We start from the raw sequence: 18,961 nt of genomic DNA, 5'->3' as shown, positions 1-18,961 counted from the left end.
CTATCCAGTCGCTTGACCATTTTGTATCTTTGCTAGCTGAATTAACAAGAACATAAAATTGATTTATGAGCACATATGATGTTGCAGTAATAGGTTCTGGACCAGGTGGCTATGTAGCCGCCATACGCTGTGCACAATTAGGCATGAAAACGGCCATTATTGAAAAATACGATACACTAGGTGGTACCTGTCTCAATGTAGGCTGTATCCCGTCAAAAGCATTGCTGGATTCATCACACCATTATGAGGATGCGGTAAAGCATTTTGAAGAGCATGGTATCGAGATTCCAGGCGATATCAAGATCAATTTTGAAAAGATGATCGCCCGTAAGGCGAGCGTTGTGAGCCAGACTTGTGATGGCGTAGCTTACCTCATGAAGAAAAATGAGATCGACGTGTTTACAGGTATGGGATCTTTTGAGGATGCGACACACATCAAAATTGATGGTGAGAAATCACAAACAATAGAAGCTAAACATACCATCATCGCTACAGGTTCAAAGCCAGCAAATCTGCCGTTTATTGAACTAGATAAAGAAAGAGTCATTACTTCTACCGAGGCTTTGACACTCAAGGAAATTCCTAATCACATGATCGTGATAGGTGGTGGCGTGATAGGACTAGAGCTAGGTCAGGTTTATAGAAGATTAGGTGCAGAGGTTACTGTCATTGAATACATGGATCGCATCACACCAGCGATGGACAAGGCATTGTCTAAGGAGTTGATGAAAGTCATGAAAAAGCAAGGTGTCAAGTTCCACTTGTCGCACGCTGTCAACAAGGTGGAGCGCAACGGCGATGAAGTTACCGTTACTGCCAAGAATAAGAAAGGCGAAGAAGTAGAGTTCAAAGGTGATTACGTACTCGTATCAGTAGGTCGTAGACCATATACTGACAAATTGAACGCAACCGCTGCAGGAATTAAAGTCAATGAAAAAGGTCAGGTTGAGGTAAATGACCATTTACAAACCAATGTAAAGAATATCTATGCCATAGGTGATGTGGTGCGTGGTATCATGTTAGCACACAAGGCAGAAGAAGAAGGCGTATTTGTGGCAGAGACCATTGCTGGTCAAAAACCACACATAAACTACAACTTGATTCCTAATGTCATTTACACCTGGCCAGAAGTTGCCAGCGTAGGTAAAACCGAGGAAGAACTCAAAGAAGCTGGAGTAGAGTACAAGGCAGGTTCTTTCCCTATGCGAGCGCTAGGTAGATCAAGAGCATCAGGAGATACAGATGGATTGGTTAAAATCCTTGCTGATAAAACTACCGATGAAGTCCTAGGAGTTCATATGATAGGAGCACGCGTCGCAGACTTAATTACCGAGGCTGTTACCGCCATGGAATATAGGGCCAGCGCAGAGGATATCGCACGCATGTCACACGCACACCCAACCTATGCCGAGGCTGTCAAGGAAGCTGCACTCGCGGCAACTGAAGATCGAGCCTTACACGTATAGACTTTTTTGAAATATTTTACTCAGCCAGTCGAGAGACTGGCTGTTTTTTTATGTGCGTCATTTAATCGTTTCTTAACCATAGAATTCAAACCACAACCTTTTTAGGAACGTACTTTGACCTAACAATTATTATCTAATGCAGTCACCAACCTACCTATTGAAAAAGAAATCTGCTTTTTTGTTTTTCGCTTTTCTATTCTTTACTCAATTAGCTTTAGCCCACACTATTACTGGTTATGTAATGGACGAGAATGGGAGACCTATTAAGGATGTTTACGTGTATCATGAGCCATCAGGTTCGCACACACATACTAACAACAAGGGTTTTTTCAAAATTGATGATGTAGAAGAAGGTGATGAATTGATGTTTACGAGATTGGGTTATTCCGCTTTCGCGAAAGCGGTGACCGATGAATCTGAAGTGCTACAAATTGTCTTGTCAAGATCATCAGTAGATCTTGACGCGGTGAATATTACCAACGAGGTCGATATATTGAATACGATTACAGAAGCCGATCTTGAGATCAATCCCGTAACATCTTCGCAAGAAGTACTGCGAGCCGTTCCTGGACTATTCATAGGTCAACACGCTGGTGGCGGTAAGGCAGAACAGTTGTTCTTGAGAGGTTTTGACATTGATCATGGTACTGATGTAGCGATAAGTGTAGATGGAATGCCAGCAAACATGGTCTCGCACGCTCACGGTCAAGGTTACGCAGATTTGCACTTCGTTATTCCAGAAACCATCGAGAATATTTCTTACGGTAAAGGTAGCTATGACAAGTCAGTAGGTAATTTTGCGACGGCTGGCCATGTAGATTTTCGTACTAAGGACTTTGTGCGAGAAAATATCATCAGTGCAGAGATTGGCGATTTTAACTACCAGAGATTTGTAGGCTTAGTCCAAGTGTTGGACAATCAAAATACCAGCGCCTATCTCGCGACAGAGTATTTGACCTTTGATGGGCCATTTGATAGTCCGCAAAATTTTGATCGCATTAATTTATTCGGTAAACTCAATCACATTGCTGACAATGGAGATGAATTGTCGGTAAGTGTTTCCCGATTTGATAGTGAATGGGACGCCAGCGGCCAGATACCACAACGAGCCGTAGATCGTGGTCTGATAGGACGATTTGGCGCTATCGATGATACAGAAGGTGGTGAGACATCACGCACTGATGTCAATTTGAATTATGAGACGTCACTTAGCGATAACGAGAAACTCAGTACACATGCTTACTATTCGCGCTATAACTTTTTGCTCTTTTCAAACTTCACATTTTTCCTAGAAGATCCTATTAATGGTGATCAGATAAGACAACAAGAGTCAAGAGATCTAGCAGGCGTTGATGCAGCATATACGTATACTACAAATTTATCGGATCACCAGCTTGATCTCACAGCAGGCGTGCGGTTAAGAAACGATCGCACAGAAGGTAGTGAGCTTTCTAGAACACTCAATCGCAGGTCAACGCTAGAGAATATACAGTTGGGTGATATCAATGAGACTAATACATCTGCCTTTATCGGTGCTACCTGGTATCTCAATGATTTTTTAATTGATGCTGGATTACGTTTTGAGCGTTTCAAATTCACATATAAGGACGCATTGACCGCTCAGTATGACACTCAAGATCAAAGTGAGAGCGCCCTGTTGCCCAAGCTTAATTTTAATTACAAAGTGAGCGACGATTTACAGCTTTATTTTAAAAATGGTATAGGATTTCATAGCAACGATACCAGAGTGGTCTTGCAACAAACTGCAGATGATATACTGCCACTTTCCTATGGTTCAGATCTAGGTGCCGTGTGGAAACCAGTAGATCGGCTCATCGTGAATACCGCTTTGTGGTATTTGTTCCTAGAACAAGAATTTGTTTATGTAGGTGATGCTGGTATTGTTGAGCCTAGCGGCGAGACACAACGTTATGGATTCGATCTAGGTGTGCGTTATCAAATGACAGATCATCTATTTCTTGATAGCAATTTAAACTATGCACACGCAAGAGCGATCAATGAGCCAGACGGCGAGGATTTCATACCGCTTGCTCCAGAATGGACTGCGACTGGTGGTTTGAGTCTGCGCGATTATAAAGGCTTTAATGCAGGATTTAGATACAGATATATCGCAGACCGTGCTGCAAATGAAGACAACAGCATCGTTGCCGAAGGTTATTTCGTCTCAGACCTCAATGTAAATTATGACCTCACCAATAACTTGAGATTGGGCGTCGCTGTTCAAAATCTATTTGATATTGAATGGAACGAGACCCAATTTGCCACAGAATCACGACTAAGCACCGAAGCCGAATCTGTAGAAGAAATTCACTTCACGCCAGGAACACCGTTCTTTATTCGAGGATCCCTACAATATCGTTTCTAAAAGCATAAAAAATCAACTGAACTCATAGCCCGATATTGCTGACTTGCTGCATCGGGTTTTCCATTTGAGACTCTTATAATCTCATCAATCGCGAGTACCTTTGCAGCGTGCACAATCAGCGTTACTCACATACATTTGAATTGCCAGAGACTGCTCAATTCAAGCAGCAATTGCTGTCATTTTATTCCTCTCAGGAATACTTCATGTTGCTGGATAGTAACCATGCTTTCAAGTCCAGCTATAATTGTCTTGTGGCCATCGGCGCGATAGATGTTTTAAGGTGTGATGTTGGTTCCGCTTTCGCGAAAGCAGAATCCTTTCAAGCCTCACATGAAGATTGGATGTTTGGGTACTTAGGTTATGACCTCAAGAACGAGCTGGAGCCATTGCATAGTAACAATATTGATGTCCTCAAATTTCCAGATTTGCAATTCTTTATTCCAGAATTGGTCATTGAACTAAATGGTCAATCCATCATTTTTCACTCGTTTAATGATGAGAGATCAGATCATGCAAATCTGCTGAGCGATATATCGTCTAGTAATCTTAATGAAGAGAAGAGTACTAGGACTCAAGGCAGGTTGGTTCCCATTGATACAAAAGAAGAATACCTCGCTAAGGCTTACCAATTTCTAGAACACATCCAGCGAGGTGATATCTATGAGGCTAATTTGTGCACTCAGTTTGTAGCTCAAGATGTAGTACTCGATTCCATTCAGGCTTATCAGGAACTGAATAAAAGTAGTAAACCACCATTTGCGGCTTACGCAAGATTTGAAGAGCATTACATCATTAGCGCCAGCCCAGAACGCTACTTGAAAAAAGAAGGAAATCTACTCGTGTCTCAACCTATTAAAGGAACCGCGGCAAGATCAGCCGATACGGCCGAGGACGAGAAACTAAAGAACCAATTGCTTCAAAACCAGAAAGAGCGGTCTGAAAATGTGATGATTGTTGATCTAGTGCGTAACGATTTATCAAGAGTTGCCACAAGAGGCAGTGTTGAGGTAAGTGAGCTATATGGCATTCACACCTTTGAACAAGTGCATCATATGATAAGTACTGTTCAAGCGAGACTGAAACCACAACATAATGCTATCGATGCGATTAAGGCCACATTTCCCATGGGAAGCATGACTGGTGCGCCTAAGATCAGCGCGATGAAAATTGTTGAAGAGCAGGAAAGTTTTAAACGTGGCGTTTACAGCGGCGCGGTGGGCTACTTTACACCCGATGCAGATTTTGATTTCAATGTCGTGATACGTACCATACTTTATAATGCTCAAGAAAAAATAGCAACCATTAGCGTGGGCAGCGCGATCACCATAGAAGCCATTCCAGAAAAAGAATATAACGAGTGCTTTTTAAAGGCTAATGCATTGATCCAGGTACTTAAATCACAAGGTGTTGAGATTGATTAGTTTTGAATGATGGTAGAAGACTTTTCATTACATATTGATCAACACTTTCCAAAGCTTTTAAAGCAAAAGATCTTGCTTGCTGTAAGTGGTGGACTGGATAGTGTGGTATTGGCTCATTTGCTCAAGAGAATCAACGTAGATTTTGCCGTGGCACATTGCAATTTTAAGTTGCGTGGTGATGAGAGCGATAATGATGCATGGTTTGTCGAGAATCTAGCTCATCAGCTAGGTGTCAAATTTCATAAAACTGACTTTGATACTTTAAAAATAGCCAGCCAGCGTGGTATATCGACCCAAATGGCCGCTCGCGATTTGAGATATGAATGGTTTCAAGAAATTTGCAAGCAGCATAATTATGATAAGGTGGTCACCGCTCATCATCTGGATGATCAATTAGAGACGTTTCTCATAAACCTTAATCGCGGAACTGGCTTGAAAGGCCTCACAGGAATTCCTGCCGTGACTGATCTCGTTTACAGACCGCTATTGACTTTCAGTAGACAACAAATTCAGGAGTACGCAAAGGCTAATGCTATTAAATGTCGAGAAGATTCAAGCAATCGATCCAACAAGTACATGCGCAACAGTCTGCGCAATGAGGTGTTGCCAGCATTACATCAGGCTTTGCCGCAATTGAGAGGCAACTTTGCAAAAAGCTTGTTCTATCTAGATGCTGCGATGAGTATTGTGGAAGGTGCCGTGTTACGCTTTCGCGAAAGCGTAACTACCCAAAAAAACGCTGAATTATTATTAGATATTGAGGCAATAAAGCTTCATGAACAAGCTGGTGAATTGCTCTATCACCTATTGAATAGGTATGGATTTAATGATAGCGAGGCTTTACTTGAATTACTAGACGCGCAAAGTGGTAAACGATTGATTAGCGAAACTCACGAGCTACTCAAGGATCGGGAACATTTAATACTATCAGCAGTTGATAATGCGGTGAATGCAGTTTATACCATTAATGAGAACGACACAGTTATCGCGACATCACACGGTACAATGGAGATCGAGGAATTGGGTAAAGAATTGGCAACAGATTTACTTGATAATGGTCTGGATAAAAATCAATTACTTCTTGATCTGGATCAGCTAGAATTTCCATTAACTTTAAAAATTTGGGAGCAAGGTGATCGCATGAAACCCTATGGTATGAAAGGTTCAAAATTGATAAGTGACTTACTTATCGATATTAAAGTCTCGCAGGTGGACAAACGCAGAAGCATGGTTCTCAAACAAGGCGATACAATTTTATGGCTAGTAGGTTTGAGGTCTGCTATGCACGGTTCCATTACCGATAGGACACGACGAATACTCAAAATTTCATTGAATGATTAGACTGGTAACAGCATTAGTTTTTTTATTGATATCTAGCTATGCTGGCGCTCAATTAAGTGATCCTACAGAATGGACGACTACGGTTGAGAAAATTAGCGATAAGGAATATTCTTTAAAGAGCACAGCCATACTGGAAGATGGATGGCACATGTACTCTCAAATTCCTGTTGATGCGTTCCCAAGTCCCATACCTACACAGTTTAAATATTATGATCAGCCTGATAACTACAGCCTAGTCGGGCCAACGAATGAGAGTGGCACCTATGCGGAGTACTCAGACATTTGGGGTGCAGATGTTTATCAATTTGATAACAAAGCTGTTTTTACTCAAAATATCGAACTTATAAATGAACAGCTAGATTATATCATTGCCGAGGTTGAATTTATGGTATGTGATGATGAGCGATGCCTGCCAGCCTCACCAGAGGTTCTGATTTTCAAGTTGAAACCAAATGTCGTAGTTGGTGAAGATGCAAGTCTCATCATTGATACGTATTATGATAACGATCTTTCACCGACCATTGCCCAGATTCCAACCCTTGAGGAAACTATTAGCAAGAAAGAGCAAGACGAGGATACCTCAAATGTTTCTCAAACTGATATTAAAGATGATGACGGTCTAGCGACCATTTTTATTCTGTGTTTGCTAGCTGGGTTTGGCGCTCTACTCACACCATGTGTGTATCCCATGATACCGATGACTGTTTCATTCTTTACTAAACAGTCTGAGAATAGTAGTAAAGGCAAGTTGTCTGGATTGATGTACGGTGTATTTATCCTATTGATTTATGTTGCCTGTAGTTTACCATTCCATTTATTTGAATCAGTCTCGCCCGATGTTTTTAATGAGTTTAGCACTAACCCTTATGTAAATATTTTCTTCTTCTTGATTTTTGTGGTTTTTGCCATAAGCTTTTTTGGAGCTTTTGAAATTACGGTTCCTAATTCGTGGGTCAACAAAGTTGATGGAGCTTCTAATATTGGTGGTGTTATAGGTGTATTCTTTATGGCGTTGACGCTGGTGCTGGTGTCATTTTCATGCACTGGACCTGTGATTGGTGCGGTTTTAGGAAGCGTTTTGACTTCTGATGGTGGCGCGACAGCTTTGAGTGTTGGTCTGGCTGGATTTGGTATCGGGTTGGGAATACCATTTGCGTTTTTTGCCATTTTCCCGAGTTACTTGAATAAGCTACCTAAGTCTGGAGGCTGGCTCAACACGGTCAAAGTGTTTCTAGGGTTTTTAGAATTGGCTTTTGCATTTAAATTTCTTTCTAATGCAGATTTAGTATGGCAGGCTGGTTTGTTAGAGCGCGAAGTCTTTATCGCCATCTGGATTGCGATTTTTGGAGTGATGGCATTTTATCTTTTGGGTAAGATCAGGTTGCCGCACGACGATAAAGACAGTTTCATATCAGTAGGTAGACTGTTATTAGGAATACTGGCTCTGTGCTTTACTTTATATCTAATTCCAGGATTATGGGGTGCACCTTTAAAACTCATCAGTGGTTTCCCACCACCGATGACTTATAGTGAATCGCCGTATGGACTAGGCGTGTCATCAAATACTGCAGAAATTGAATTACCTGAAGGAGCCCATTTTACAGTTCACAACTTAATAGCCTTTGATGATTATGAAGCAGGTCTGGCTTATGCATCAAAAGTCAGTAAACCTGCCTTGATTGATTTCACCGGCTGGGCGTGTGTGAATTGCCGCAAGATGGAAGAGCGCGTGTGGTCAAATGATGAAGTTCTTCAAATACTCAAAAACGAGGTAGTATTAATTTCACTTTATGTTGATGAGCAAAAAAAACTGGCTAAAGAAGATCAATACGAATCACAAACAACAGGTAAGAAGATCAGAACCGTTGGAAATAGATGGAGCGATTTGCAGATAGAAAAATATCAGGTGAACGCACAGCCGTTTTATGTAATTGTAGATTCTAATGGTGGTAATCTCACAGATCCTATTGGCTACACGCCAGATGCTGTTGAATATCGTGACTGGTTGCTTAAAGCAATTGAATAGCATAGATTGATAAGCAAAGAGCTCTTATAAATATCTTTTTTCGTCGTGTTGACTATGATTCAAGAGAGGTTGACACTTCAAGAATAATTCAACAAGTGAAGTGTTTATTGGTAGTGATCTTTCTTTTAAGGAATATTATCATATTTTGACATTTTCTAGCAGCTGTACGTTCTTATCAAGCGTTAGGTATCATAAACAACAGCTATTGCTATAAATATTCAATCTTAAATAATATATCTCTTTCTTGTTTGCAATGAGACTACTATTTAGGTTCTGGCAGTATAGCAGCTCAAGGTAGATTACAGTAATCAATGGATGTTGTTAGTATGTTTTTGTTTATATAGCTTTCGCGGAAGCGTGTACATTCAATACTAATATTTCCTACTCGTCATTAGACTTTTAGAGTTCTACAAACTCAAATAGAACTTGCATTTTAAGCCGTAAATAATTTTCAATTGAGTGTAAGGATTTAAATCTGGAGCATAAAAAAAGGGTCGCTATCGCGACCCTTTAAAATTATTTGTTGATGTGAATTAATTCACTTGGAACTTCACTCTGCGTACCAGTTGTCTAGCTTGTGAGCTTGATTTCTCTACGCTATCATCTTCGCCTTCACCATTGTAAGATAAACGACTTGCATCAACACCAGTTGCTACTAGGATATCGTTAACCATCTTAGCTCTACGCTCAGATAAGTTTTTGTTGTAATCCTCAGAACCAATCTCATCAGCATAACCTGTTAGCGTAGCAGAAACTTCAGGATTGTCTCTCAAGTACGTTGCTAGGAAATTGATAGAAGATAGAGAGTATTGGGTTGGCTTTGTGCTGTTAAACTCAAAGTAAACATTCACATAACCATCGTTGATCAATTGCTTGATCAAGCCATCACCATCTACTCCATTAGCGCCAGAAGCAATAGCACCTTTTTTAGCATAACGGCTGTCAAGAGCGCTTTCCATATCATCAGGAATACCGTTCTTGTTTACGTCAAGAGCACGACCTTTATTGTCTACCCGTACACCACTTTCAGTAGTGTTGTCACGGTCTAGGTAATTAGGTACACCATCTTGATCATCATCCGCATTGTTAGTTTCTAGAGTAGCTACTCTTTCTTCAAGTTCGCTGATGCGCGCGCTTTCTGATCCATTATACCAGTCTGCATGAACTTCTTTATTTCCTAGGTACCAATTTAAACCGATTGTATAGTTAGATACAAAACCATCAAAATCAGTACGGGCTTGTTCACGAGTACCATCGAGAGATGCGTCAGTTGACAGATATCCAACTATGCTTGCGTCTAGGTTCAAGGCAAAATTATCAGATAGTTTAATTTGTGGAGTTATACCTACAATAAAATGACCAGTCCAGTCAGTTTCATCGTTAATATCCTCATCAAATCTTATTGCTGTCATACCGATACCACCATGACCCAATACATTAAAAGTATCAGTCCACTCTCTAAAGCCTAGGATTGTACCAACATTTACTACACCTTCAAGACCAGCACGGTAAGCGTTAGTTTGAAATTCACCACTTTGATCTTCTTCTTTATCAGCATTTTCAAAGTAATTTAAACCTAAATCTAAATTGATACCGAATTTGTCGTTAATCATATAACGAACACCTAAATCTCCTGAGAAGAAAGATGGGTTGTTTACAAAAAATCCTGGAGCGGTAAGGTTGTGTGGGTGATGTGCTCCAATTCCGAAGTCTAAAGACCACTGATTGTAAGGAATCTCTTCACGATCTCTTTGATCGTTGTCATCGTTCATAGTGTCTTGTGCAAATGCAGTCACACTTGCTAGCAAGAACGCTGATAATAAAATTTTTTTCATGATAAAGTTTTAAGCTTTCAGAGGGCAAATATATAATTATCGTGACTACAAAAAATTTTACAGCCTTTTATTTCAATTGTTTAACGATAATTTAAGTTTGAAATGGGTGCAAATCCTAAATACTATATGTTTTACAGGCATCTACCACGGGCGTTCACGAATACAAGTGTCAGTCATTTACACTAGATTTGCATAATAAATAATTAAGTAATTGCTATCAAATTGAAGAACTCCATTAAAAATATATGTTGTATTGGTGCTGGTTATGTGGGTGGCCCTACCATGTCAGTCATAGCGGCGAAATGTCCTGGAATCAAAGTGCATGTTGTTGATCTAAATGCAGATCGTATCGCGGCATGGAATGATGATGATCTGGATAACTTACCTATATATGAGCCTGGCCTTTCAGATATAGTTAAAGAAGCAAGAGGTCGCAACCTATTTTTTAGCACTAATGTGGATGAAGCCATTGATGAATCAGACATGATTTTTATTTCTGTCAATACACCTACTAAGACCTATGGTGTAGGTAAAGGAATGGCCGCAGACCTAAAGTACATAGAACTTTGCGCACGTCAGATTGCAAGGGTAGCTACTAACGATAAAATAATTGTTGAAAAGTCTACCTTGCCCGTAAGGACAGCTGAAGCATTACAGGATATTCTATCAAGCACAGGTAGCGACGTCAACTTTCAAGTACTTTCAAATCCAGAGTTTTTAGCAGAAGGAACAGCTGTACAAGATCTACTAAACCCAGATCGCGTCTTAATAGGTGGTGAACGCACTCCAGAAGGTGCTGCAGCGATTCAAGCATTACATGATGTATATGCACATTGGGTACCTAGTGATCGTATTCTTACTACAAATGTGTGGTCGTCAGAGCTTTCTAAGCTTACAGCAAACGCATTTCTAGCGCAGCGTGTATCAAGTATTAATAGTTTGAGCGCGCTTTGTGAGGCGACTGAGGCTGATGTTGATGAGGTAGCCCGAGCCATAGGACAAGATTCCCGAATAGGACCTAAGTTTTTGAAGTCTAGTGTAGGCTTTGGAGGATCCTGCTTTCAAAAAGATATTTTGAACCTCGTTTATTTAAGTAAAACCTATGGACTAGATGAGGTGGCAGAATATTGGCATCAGGTAATTAAAATGAATGATTACCAGAAAAGAAGATTTGCAGAAAAGATTATCCAGTCCTTATATAATACAGTTAATGGTAAGAAAATTGTTTTATTAGGATGGGCATTCAAAAAAGATACCAACGATACTAGAGAGTCTGCGGCTATTTATGTGGCAGATTATCTATTGAGCGAGCAGGCTCAAGTCGTTGTATACGACCCTAAGGTTACCTCACAACAAATCTATGCAGACCTTGATTATCTAAACACAAGGTCAGAAGAAGAAAATCAGAGACTTGTAAATGTAGCGCAAACTACCGAAGACATTTTCAAGGATGCTCATGCGGTCGCTGTAATGACTGAATGGGATGAGTTCAGGGAATATGATTGGAAGCAAATCCATGAGCAAATGCTCAAGCCATCATTTGTTTTTGACGGTCGTGGTATCTTAGATATTCAGCAGCTTGAGGAGATAGGAATGAATGCTTTTGCTATAGGAAAAGGTTGATCAAGCATTGTTATGGACAATAAAAAGCATATTCTCATTACTGGTGGTGCTGGATTCATAGGCTCGCATGTAGTGCGCCTATTTGTCATCAAGTATCCTGATTATCATATTTTCAATCTTGATGCGCTTACCTATGCAGGTAATCTCGAGAATGTCGAGGATATTTCAAATAAGCCTAACTATACATTTATACACGGTGATATTACAGATCTGGATTTATTGCGACAGCTTTTTGACAAGCATGGAATTACAGACGTTATTCATCTAGCGGCGGAAAGTCACGTAGATCGCTCAATTGAAGATCCATTGCAGTTCGTGCGCACCAATGTTATGGGTACAGTCAATTTATTAGAAGCAGCACGTAAAAAATGGTCACCAAGAGAAGCGCATACCTTCTACCATGTAAGCACTGATGAGGTCTATGGATCGCTGGGCGCGACTGGATTGTTTACAGAGAACACACCGTATGACCCCAACTCGCCTTACAGCGCCTCTAAAGCCAGTAGCGATCATTTTGTAAGAGCATATGGAGAGACTTATAATATATCTCACGTTATTTCAAATTGCTCCAACAATTATGGGCCTAATCACTACCCAGAAAAGCTGATTCCGCTATTTATAAATCGCATCCTAAATAATAAACCATTACCAGTTTACGGTGATGGTAATTATACACGCGACTGGTTATATGTAGAGGATCACGCTACTGCTATTGATTTAATTTTTCATGAAGGCAAGAATGGCGAGACCTATAATGTAGGCGGGCATAATGAATGGAAGAATATCGATCTTGTACAATTGCTTTGTGATCAAATGGATCAAAAACTGGATAGGCCTATTGGCAGCTCACGTAAGTTGATCACATATGTAAAGGATCGACCTGGACACGATTTGCGCTATGCGATTGATAGCAGTAAACTTCAGCGAGAATTGGGTTGGAAACCTAGCCGTGATTTTCAAGTTGGATTGCAACAGACCATAGATTGGTATCTGGAAAATCCACAGTGGCTGGAAAAAACTAATGGTTAAATGTATTTATGGTATTATGCTTTCGCGAAAGCGTAACAAACAACAAACACTATGAAAGGAATCATCCTCGCAGGTGGATCAGGAACTAGACTGCACCCGTTAACCAAAGTGGTGTCCAAGCAGCTGTTGCCAGTTTACGACAAGCCAATGATTTATTATCCACTCAGTACGCTTATGTCGGCTGGGATAAGAGAAATACTTATCATCACGACGCCACAGGATCAAGAAGCCTTTAAATCCTTGTTGGGTAACGGTGAGAATTACGGCTGCGATTTCCAATATGCGATCCAGGATGCACCTAATGGACTTGCTGAAGCTTTTATTATTGGACGAGAATTTGTTGGTGATGATAATGTAGCCCTTATTTTAGGTGACAATATTTTTTACGGTACAGGATTAGCACAGCTATTGCAATCCAATACGCAGCCTGATGGTGGTATCATATATGCATATCACGTTCATGACCCGCAACGCTATGGCGTGGTAGACTTTGATAATGATGGACGTGCGGTCAGTATTGAGGAGAAGCCAGAGAGCCCCAAATCATCTTATGCCGTTCCAGGTATATACTTCTATGATAATCAGGTGCTTGATATTGCAAAAGAATTGGCGCCTAGTCCACGCGGCGAGCTCGAAATTACCGATGTTAATAAAAAATATCTCGAACTAAATAAGCTGCAGGTAAGCATTCTAGATAAAGGAACAGCGTGGTTAGACACGGGTACTTTTGAGTCACTTATGCAGGCATCCCAATTTGTAGAAGTTATTGAGAATAGGCAAGGAATGAAAATAGGATCCATAGAGGCGACAGCCTTTGAAATGGGATTCATTGATAAGGAGCAGTTGCAAAAACTGGTACAACCATTGCTTAAAAGCGGTTATGGTATTAATCTAAAAGATCTTTAATGAAAATAATTCCTACTGCCATTGATGGTTGTTTTGTTATTGAGCCTGCTGTCTTTAAAGATGGGCGTGGTTATTTCATGGAAACATTTAATGCCGCGAAATTTAAAGAGCTTACAGGAATAGATACACCATTTGTACAGGATAATGAATCGTACAGTAATTATGGGGTTATAAGAGGATTGCATTTGCAACAAGGTAAGCATGCACAAGCAAAACTAGTGCGTTGTATTAAGGGAACCATTCTTGATGTAGCGGTAGACTTGAGGAAAGAATCAAAGACATATATGCAATACGTCGCAGTAGAATTGAGTGGCGAGAATAAAAAACAGTTATACGTTCCTCGTGGATTTGCACATGGTTATAGCGTATTATCAGAAGAGGCTTTATTTGCTTATAAATGCGATAACTTCTACAACAAGGGTAGTGAAGGTGGTTTAAGGTATGATGACCCTAGATTGAATATAGATTGGCAATTGGACGCATCTAAGGTGCTGGTTTCAGATAAAGACATTAAGTTATAGCATGTAGTTGTGATGTTCCTTCAGTATTTTTTCAAAATTCAGATATTCTAATGTTCCTGCAAAATACCTCAGTCTTTTTATGATTACCATTCTTATTACAGGAGCGGCCGGCTTTATAGGTAGTAACCTATCAGAATATTTTGTAAAAAAGGATTACCATGTCAAGGCACTGGATAATCTATCAACAGGTCACCTTCATAATTTAGAACACTTGAATGATTACGAAAATTTTGAGTTTGTTGAAGGAGATATACGAGATATAAATGTGTGTCACAATGCTGTAAAAGACTGTTCTTTTGTATTGCATCAAGCCGCCCTGGGAAGTGTGCCTAGATCTATAAAAGACCCGATAACCTCAAACGCGGTAAATGTAAATGGTTTTTTAAATATGTTAGTAGCTTGTAGAGAAGCAGGTGTTAAGAAAATGGTATATGCTGCTAGCTCATCAACCTATGGAGATTCAAAAGCATTGCCAAAAGTTGAGGATGAAATAGGAAAACCTTTGTCGCCATATGCAATCACAAAATACGTGAATGAGCTATATGCTGATATTTTTAATAAGACTTACGGTCTCAATACGATAGGATTGAGGTATTTTAATGTTTTTGGCCGTCGACAAGATCCTAATGGTGCCTATGCAGCGGTTATACCTCTTTTTACAAAACAATTGATGAATAAGCAATCACCAGTTATTAATGGCGATGGCAGTTACTCACGAGATTTCACCTATATTGATAATGTGATTGAGGCAAATGAAAAGGCCATGCTTACTCAAAATACGCTAGCTGTCAATGAAATTTACAATATCGCCTATGGTGAAAGGACAGATCTCAACCAATTAGTGTCCTTATTAAAAAGCTCATTATCCAGATATGATGTTGATGTAAATGATGTTCCAGTAATTTATGGTGCACCTAGATCAGGTGATGTTCCTCACTCGCTAGCATCTATTGATAAGGCTCGTTTGCATTTAGGTTACGATCCACAATTTGATTTGAGGTCAGGAATTGATGAGGCGGTTAAATGGTACAAAGATAATTTGTAGAATTTCGCTTTTTTGACACCATTCATAGCAGTCGAAGAAAACTTACTGCACAAAATAAGAAGGAACAGCTATTACAAAAGCATTTAAAAATGAATAAAATTGCAATTATTGGTTTGGGATATGTAGGGCTGCCGTTAGCCAGACTTTTTGCGACTAAATACGATGTTGTAGGGTTTGATATCAATCAATCAAGAGTAAAAGAACTTTTTGCCGGTCATGATAGCACACTTGAGATTGAAGATACTGACTTACAATCGGTGCTCAAGGTCACTCCAGATTCTGGTCACGGGCTTTACTGCACCTACAATGTTCAAGATATATTAGACTCTGATGTTTTCATTGTAACCGTTCCTACTCCCGTAGATAAGAATAACAGGCCCGTTCTCACACCTTTGATAGAAGCTAGTAGAACTATCGGCTCTATCTTGAAAAAAGGAGACTTAGTTATTTATGAATCTACCGTATTTCCTGGAGCTACCGAAGAGGTGTGCGTTCCTATCCTAGAAAAGCATAGTGGTCTATCTTTTAATACTGATTTTCATGTAGGATACTCTCCAGAGCGTATCAATCCAGGCGATAAAACACATACGGTAGAAAAGATTCTCAAAGTAACTTCTGGAAGTACACCAGAAATTGGCTCAAAGGTAGATGAACTATACAAAAGCGTCATTACCGCAGGGACGCATCTTGCTCCAACGATAAAAGTTGCGGAGGCGGCCAAAGTCATTGAAAACTCGCAAAGAGATATCAATATCGCTTTTGTCAACGAGCTGGCGAAGATTTTTAATAAAATGAATATCAATACTCATGATGTCCTTGAGGCCGCCGGTACAAAATGGAATTTTCTTCCCTTTAAGCCGGGTCTTGTGGGCGGTCACTGCATAGGAGTGGATCCTTATTACTTAGCTCAAAAAGCCCAAGAATTAGGTTATAGTCCAGAGATCATACTTGCTGGTAGAAGAATGAATGATGGAATGGGTAAGTATGTGGCTAGTGAAATTATTAAGCTCATGCTGCAAAGTAATATCAATGTAAAGGGATCTAGCATTCTGGTGCTGGGCATCACTTTTAAAGAGAATTGTCCCGATGTGCGCAATACTAAAGTTGTTGACCTGATAGAGGAATTACAGCAATATGGCGCAAATGTAGATATCTATGATCCATGGGCAGTTCCAGAGATAGTCAAGGCAGAATATAACTTGATTTCGCGTCAATCAAAACCGACAAATAAATATGATGCCATTGTTGGTGCCGTCGCTCATGATTCATTTGAAGAACTTAAGCTGTCCAATTTCCAAAAAGACGAGTGCATAATATACGATATTAAGGGGTCTATAAAATCAAGAGTTGACGCCACTTTATAATTTTAGCGTAGTTATAAGATCTGAATAGTCACTTAATCATGCGATAGCAGTCAACACAATTATGTAGGTAGAGTATTAACCTACAATAGCTTAGTTTTGCACGATCATTGACAAATTAATTGTCATAATCCCTAAAATACATCATGCTAATTTGATAATCCCTTTATGTTGAAAAAAATATTAGTCGTTTTTGGAACGAGACCTGAGGCAATAAAAATGTCACCGCTGGTGAAAAAATTTGAAGAATACCCTGATGTATTTGAAACAAGGGTCTGTGTAACTGCACAGCATAGGGAAATGCTGGATCAAGTATTGGACTTTTTTGAAGTTGAACCACACTATGACCTCGACCTTATGAAACCCGGTCAAAATTTATATGGTCTTACAGCCGCGATTATTTTAGGTCTCAAAGATGTTCTAGAAGATTTTAATCCAGATTTTGTCTGTGTTCATGGTGATACCAGTACAACTATGTCTACTAGTATTGCTTCTTTTTATAATCAATCAAAGGTTTGTCATATAGAAGCAGGTTTGAGAACCAATGACAAGTGGTCGCCATTTCCAGAAGAAATAAATCGTCAAGTAACAGGTAGAATAGCTGACTATCATTTTGCTCCTACGACAACCTCACGTGACAATCTGCTTAAGGAAGGAATTAAGGATGATACCATTCTAGTCACAGGAAATACTGTTATTGACGCACTTTTAGAAAGTGTGAAAAAAATTGAGGAAAACCCTAGTGATATTGTCGTAAATCTTGACAAACTCATAGGTGATGAAGAGGTAATCCTAGTGACAGGACATCGCAGGGAAAATCATGGAGCTGGTTTTGAACGTATTTGTGAGGCGCTTAAGGAAATAGCAGTAAGCAAGCCTGATCATAAAATCATTTATCCCGTTCATCTCAATCCAAAAGTACAAGAGCCTGTAAACCGTATTTTAAGTGATGTAAAAAACATTTTGCTTATCGATCCTCTAGCATATCAAGATTTTATATGGCTTATGAATCGATCAAAGCTAATCATCACAGATAGTGGTGGTGTACAAGAAGAAGCACCAAGTTTAGGTAAACCAGTTCTGGTAATGAGAGATACCACTGAGAGACCAGAGGCTGTCGATGCAGGAACCGTGGTGCTGGTAGGAACAGATAAAGAGTTAATAGTCTCGGAAACCTTAGACTTATTAAATAATCAAGATAGATTTAATAGAATGAGTGAACTTCATAATCCCTATGGAGACGGAAAAGCATGTGAACGAGTTGCAAAGTTCATTATGAATGTCTAATTAAAAAAGCTTCCTATATCAGGGAGCTTTTTTAATTATTCCAAATCGTTGCTCGATGATGTCAGTGAATATCACCCATAAACTCAATGACACGCACGCCATCTCACCTGCGTCTTCAATAAGCGCTAGTAGAGAATCAAGTTGCCCATCACCTTTGAACAGTGCATGAATAGCATCAAACACGACCGCAAAACCACCCAAGCCTAGAACGCATAGGATCAAGGCCATCGATTGTGGTTTAAAACTCCTAGATTCCTTATACTTGGTAGATAGCCATATCATTAGACTAGCAACGCCCAATAGGAAAAATCCAGTCAATAATTGCCATACACCTTCTTTAGGCAGTGAACCTACCGCTGGGATGTTTATAAATTCTCCAAACCATTTGTCTGTATTTTCATGAATTTGCACAGAGTCATCAAAGAAAAAGTATAAAAATAATAAGCCCCAAGCTAGACGTTGAATAGACTTATATTGAATAGCACCGTATAGCAACAGATAAGCACAAAAAAATTCTTTTGTGTACTGATAAACCTCTGCATATCCTCTTTCAGTATTAACTAGGAATTCATCTAGAAATACATATCCTGCCATATGCGCGACGTGTAAGACCGCATACAGGGCATCAATCCCGACAAACAACAATAATAGAAATAGAGTTTGGGATAGAAGTTCCTTATAGTAAACCTTGATGGTTTTGAGCATATTGCTTAT

Annotated in this window: 14 protein-coding genes; 12 read left to right on the top strand and 2 right to left on the bottom strand. The window is 39.7% G+C overall.

All coding sequences use genetic code 11. The features are described 5' to 3' along the window. Positions 1-65: 65 nt before the first annotated feature. The 5 genes from lpdA (at position 66) to EJ995_RS10850 (ending at position 8,640) form a co-directional block, all read left to right on the top strand. A complete protein-coding gene (gene lpdA, locus EJ995_RS10870) occupies positions 66-1,466 on the top strand; it encodes a dihydrolipoyl dehydrogenase (protein WP_126448425.1) in 1,401 nt (466 codons plus the stop codon). Positions 1,467-1,602: 136 nt separating this feature from the next. Continuing rightward, a complete protein-coding gene (locus EJ995_RS10865; protein ID WP_126448423.1) occupies positions 1,603-3,852 on the top strand; it encodes a TonB-dependent receptor in 2,250 nt (749 codons plus the stop codon). A 107-nt stretch (positions 3,853-3,959) separates the two neighbouring features. Beyond that, on the top strand, positions 3,960-5,273 hold the full coding sequence (locus EJ995_RS10860; protein ID WP_241234635.1) for an anthranilate synthase component I family protein: 1,314 nt from the start codon (positions 3,960-3,962) through the stop codon (positions 5,271-5,273). 6 nt (positions 5,274-5,279) lie between these two features. Next, the gene (tilS, locus tag EJ995_RS10855) at positions 5,280-6,614 is read left to right on the top strand and encodes a tRNA lysidine(34) synthetase TilS (RefSeq protein ID WP_126448421.1); all 1,335 of its coding nucleotides are present in this window, start codon (positions 5,280-5,282) and stop codon (positions 6,612-6,614) included. After that, positions 6,607-8,640 carry a protein-disulfide reductase DsbD family protein gene (locus EJ995_RS10850; RefSeq protein ID WP_126448419.1) on the top strand — a complete coding sequence of 678 codons (2,034 nt, stop codon included), beginning with the start codon at positions 6,607-6,609 and terminating at the stop codon, positions 8,638-8,640. The genes tilS and EJ995_RS10850 overlap by 8 nt, the downstream gene beginning before the upstream one ends. Positions 8,641-9,173: 533 nt before the next feature. Here EJ995_RS10850 and EJ995_RS10845 read toward each other — a convergent pair. Next, positions 9,174-10,475, bottom strand: coding sequence for an OmpA family protein (locus EJ995_RS10845; RefSeq protein ID WP_126448417.1), 1,302 nt, complete (start codon positions 10,473-10,475; stop codon positions 9,174-9,176). 282 nt (positions 10,476-10,757) lie between these two features. Here EJ995_RS10845 and EJ995_RS10840 point away from each other — a divergent pair, with 282 nt between their 5' ends. The 7 genes from EJ995_RS10840 (at position 10,758) to wecB (ending at position 18,247) form a co-directional block, all read left to right on the top strand. Beyond that, the gene (locus EJ995_RS10840; protein ID WP_126448931.1) at positions 10,758-12,098 is read left to right on the top strand and encodes a nucleotide sugar dehydrogenase; all 1,341 of its coding nucleotides are present in this window, start codon (positions 10,758-10,760) and stop codon (positions 12,096-12,098) included. A 12-nt stretch (positions 12,099-12,110) separates the two neighbouring features. Continuing rightward, positions 12,111-13,127: a dTDP-glucose 4,6-dehydratase gene (gene rfbB / locus EJ995_RS10835; RefSeq protein WP_126448415.1), complete on the top strand. Its 1,017-nt coding sequence runs from the start codon at positions 12,111-12,113 to the stop codon at positions 13,125-13,127. Positions 13,128-13,178: 51 nt separating this feature from the next. Beyond that, positions 13,179-14,033, top strand: a complete 855-nt coding sequence (gene rfbA / locus EJ995_RS10830) for a glucose-1-phosphate thymidylyltransferase RfbA (RefSeq protein ID WP_126448413.1) — start codon at positions 13,179-13,181, stop codon at positions 14,031-14,033. Beyond that, positions 14,033-14,554, top strand: a complete 522-nt coding sequence (gene rfbC, locus EJ995_RS10825) for a dTDP-4-dehydrorhamnose 3,5-epimerase (RefSeq protein ID WP_126448411.1) — start codon at positions 14,033-14,035, stop codon at positions 14,552-14,554. The genes rfbA and rfbC overlap by 1 nt, the downstream gene beginning before the upstream one ends. A gap of 79 nt (positions 14,555-14,633) precedes the next feature. After that, a complete protein-coding gene (locus EJ995_RS10820; protein WP_126448409.1) occupies positions 14,634-15,599 on the top strand; it encodes an SDR family oxidoreductase in 966 nt (321 codons plus the stop codon). An 89-nt stretch (positions 15,600-15,688) separates the two neighbouring features. Then, the gene (locus EJ995_RS10815; protein ID WP_126448407.1) at positions 15,689-16,963 is read left to right on the top strand and encodes a nucleotide sugar dehydrogenase; all 1,275 of its coding nucleotides are present in this window, start codon (positions 15,689-15,691) and stop codon (positions 16,961-16,963) included. 168 nt (positions 16,964-17,131) lie between these two features. Next, positions 17,132-18,247, top strand: a complete 1,116-nt coding sequence (gene wecB, locus EJ995_RS10810; protein ID WP_126448405.1) for a non-hydrolyzing UDP-N-acetylglucosamine 2-epimerase — start codon at positions 17,132-17,134, stop codon at positions 18,245-18,247. 18 nt (positions 18,248-18,265) lie between these two features. Here wecB and EJ995_RS10805 read toward each other — a convergent pair whose 3' ends face one another. Beyond that, positions 18,266-18,952, bottom strand: coding sequence for a hypothetical protein (locus EJ995_RS10805; protein ID WP_126448402.1), 687 nt, complete (start codon positions 18,950-18,952; stop codon positions 18,266-18,268). Positions 18,953-18,961: the final 9 nt, after the last annotated feature.

Source organism: Nonlabens ponticola (assembly GCF_003966335.1).
In the GTDB taxonomy this organism is placed as follows: domain Bacteria; phylum Bacteroidota; class Bacteroidia; order Flavobacteriales; family Flavobacteriaceae; genus Nonlabens; species Nonlabens ponticola.
Note: the sequence above shows the minus strand (reverse complement) of the source record. Positions and strands in the feature narration are given on the sequence as shown.

What these genes read in the sequence shown, in the direction of transcription:
- lpdA (WP_126448425.1), top strand. Translation starts at nt 66, where the DNA reads ATGAGCACATATGATGTTGCAGTAATAGGTTCTGGACCAGGTGGCTAT.
- EJ995_RS10865 (WP_126448423.1), top strand. Translation starts at nt 1,603, where the DNA reads ATGCAGTCACCAACCTACCTATTGAAAAAGAAATCTGCTTTTTTGTTT.
- tilS (WP_126448421.1), top strand. Translation starts at nt 5,280, where the DNA reads ATGATGGTAGAAGACTTTTCATTACATATTGATCAACACTTTCCAAAG.
- EJ995_RS10850 (WP_126448419.1), top strand. Translation starts at nt 6,607, where the DNA reads ATGATTAGACTGGTAACAGCATTAGTTTTTTTATTGATATCTAGCTAT.
- EJ995_RS10845 (WP_126448417.1), bottom strand. Translation starts at nt 10,475, where the DNA reads ATGAAAAAAATTTTATTATCAGCGTTCTTGCTAGCAAGTGTGACTGCA.
- EJ995_RS10840 (WP_126448931.1), top strand. Translation starts at nt 10,758, where the DNA reads ATGTCAGTCATAGCGGCGAAATGTCCTGGAATCAAAGTGCATGTTGTT.
- rfbB (WP_126448415.1), top strand. Translation starts at nt 12,111, where the DNA reads ATGGACAATAAAAAGCATATTCTCATTACTGGTGGTGCTGGATTCATA.
- rfbA (WP_126448413.1), top strand. Translation starts at nt 13,179, where the DNA reads ATGAAAGGAATCATCCTCGCAGGTGGATCAGGAACTAGACTGCACCCG.
- rfbC (WP_126448411.1), top strand. Translation starts at nt 14,033, where the DNA reads ATGAAAATAATTCCTACTGCCATTGATGGTTGTTTTGTTATTGAGCCT.
- EJ995_RS10820 (WP_126448409.1), top strand. Translation starts at nt 14,634, where the DNA reads ATGATTACCATTCTTATTACAGGAGCGGCCGGCTTTATAGGTAGTAAC.
- EJ995_RS10815 (WP_126448407.1), top strand. Translation starts at nt 15,689, where the DNA reads ATGAATAAAATTGCAATTATTGGTTTGGGATATGTAGGGCTGCCGTTA.
- EJ995_RS10805 (WP_126448402.1), bottom strand. Translation starts at nt 18,952, where the DNA reads ATGCTCAAAACCATCAAGGTTTACTATAAGGAACTTCTATCCCAAACT.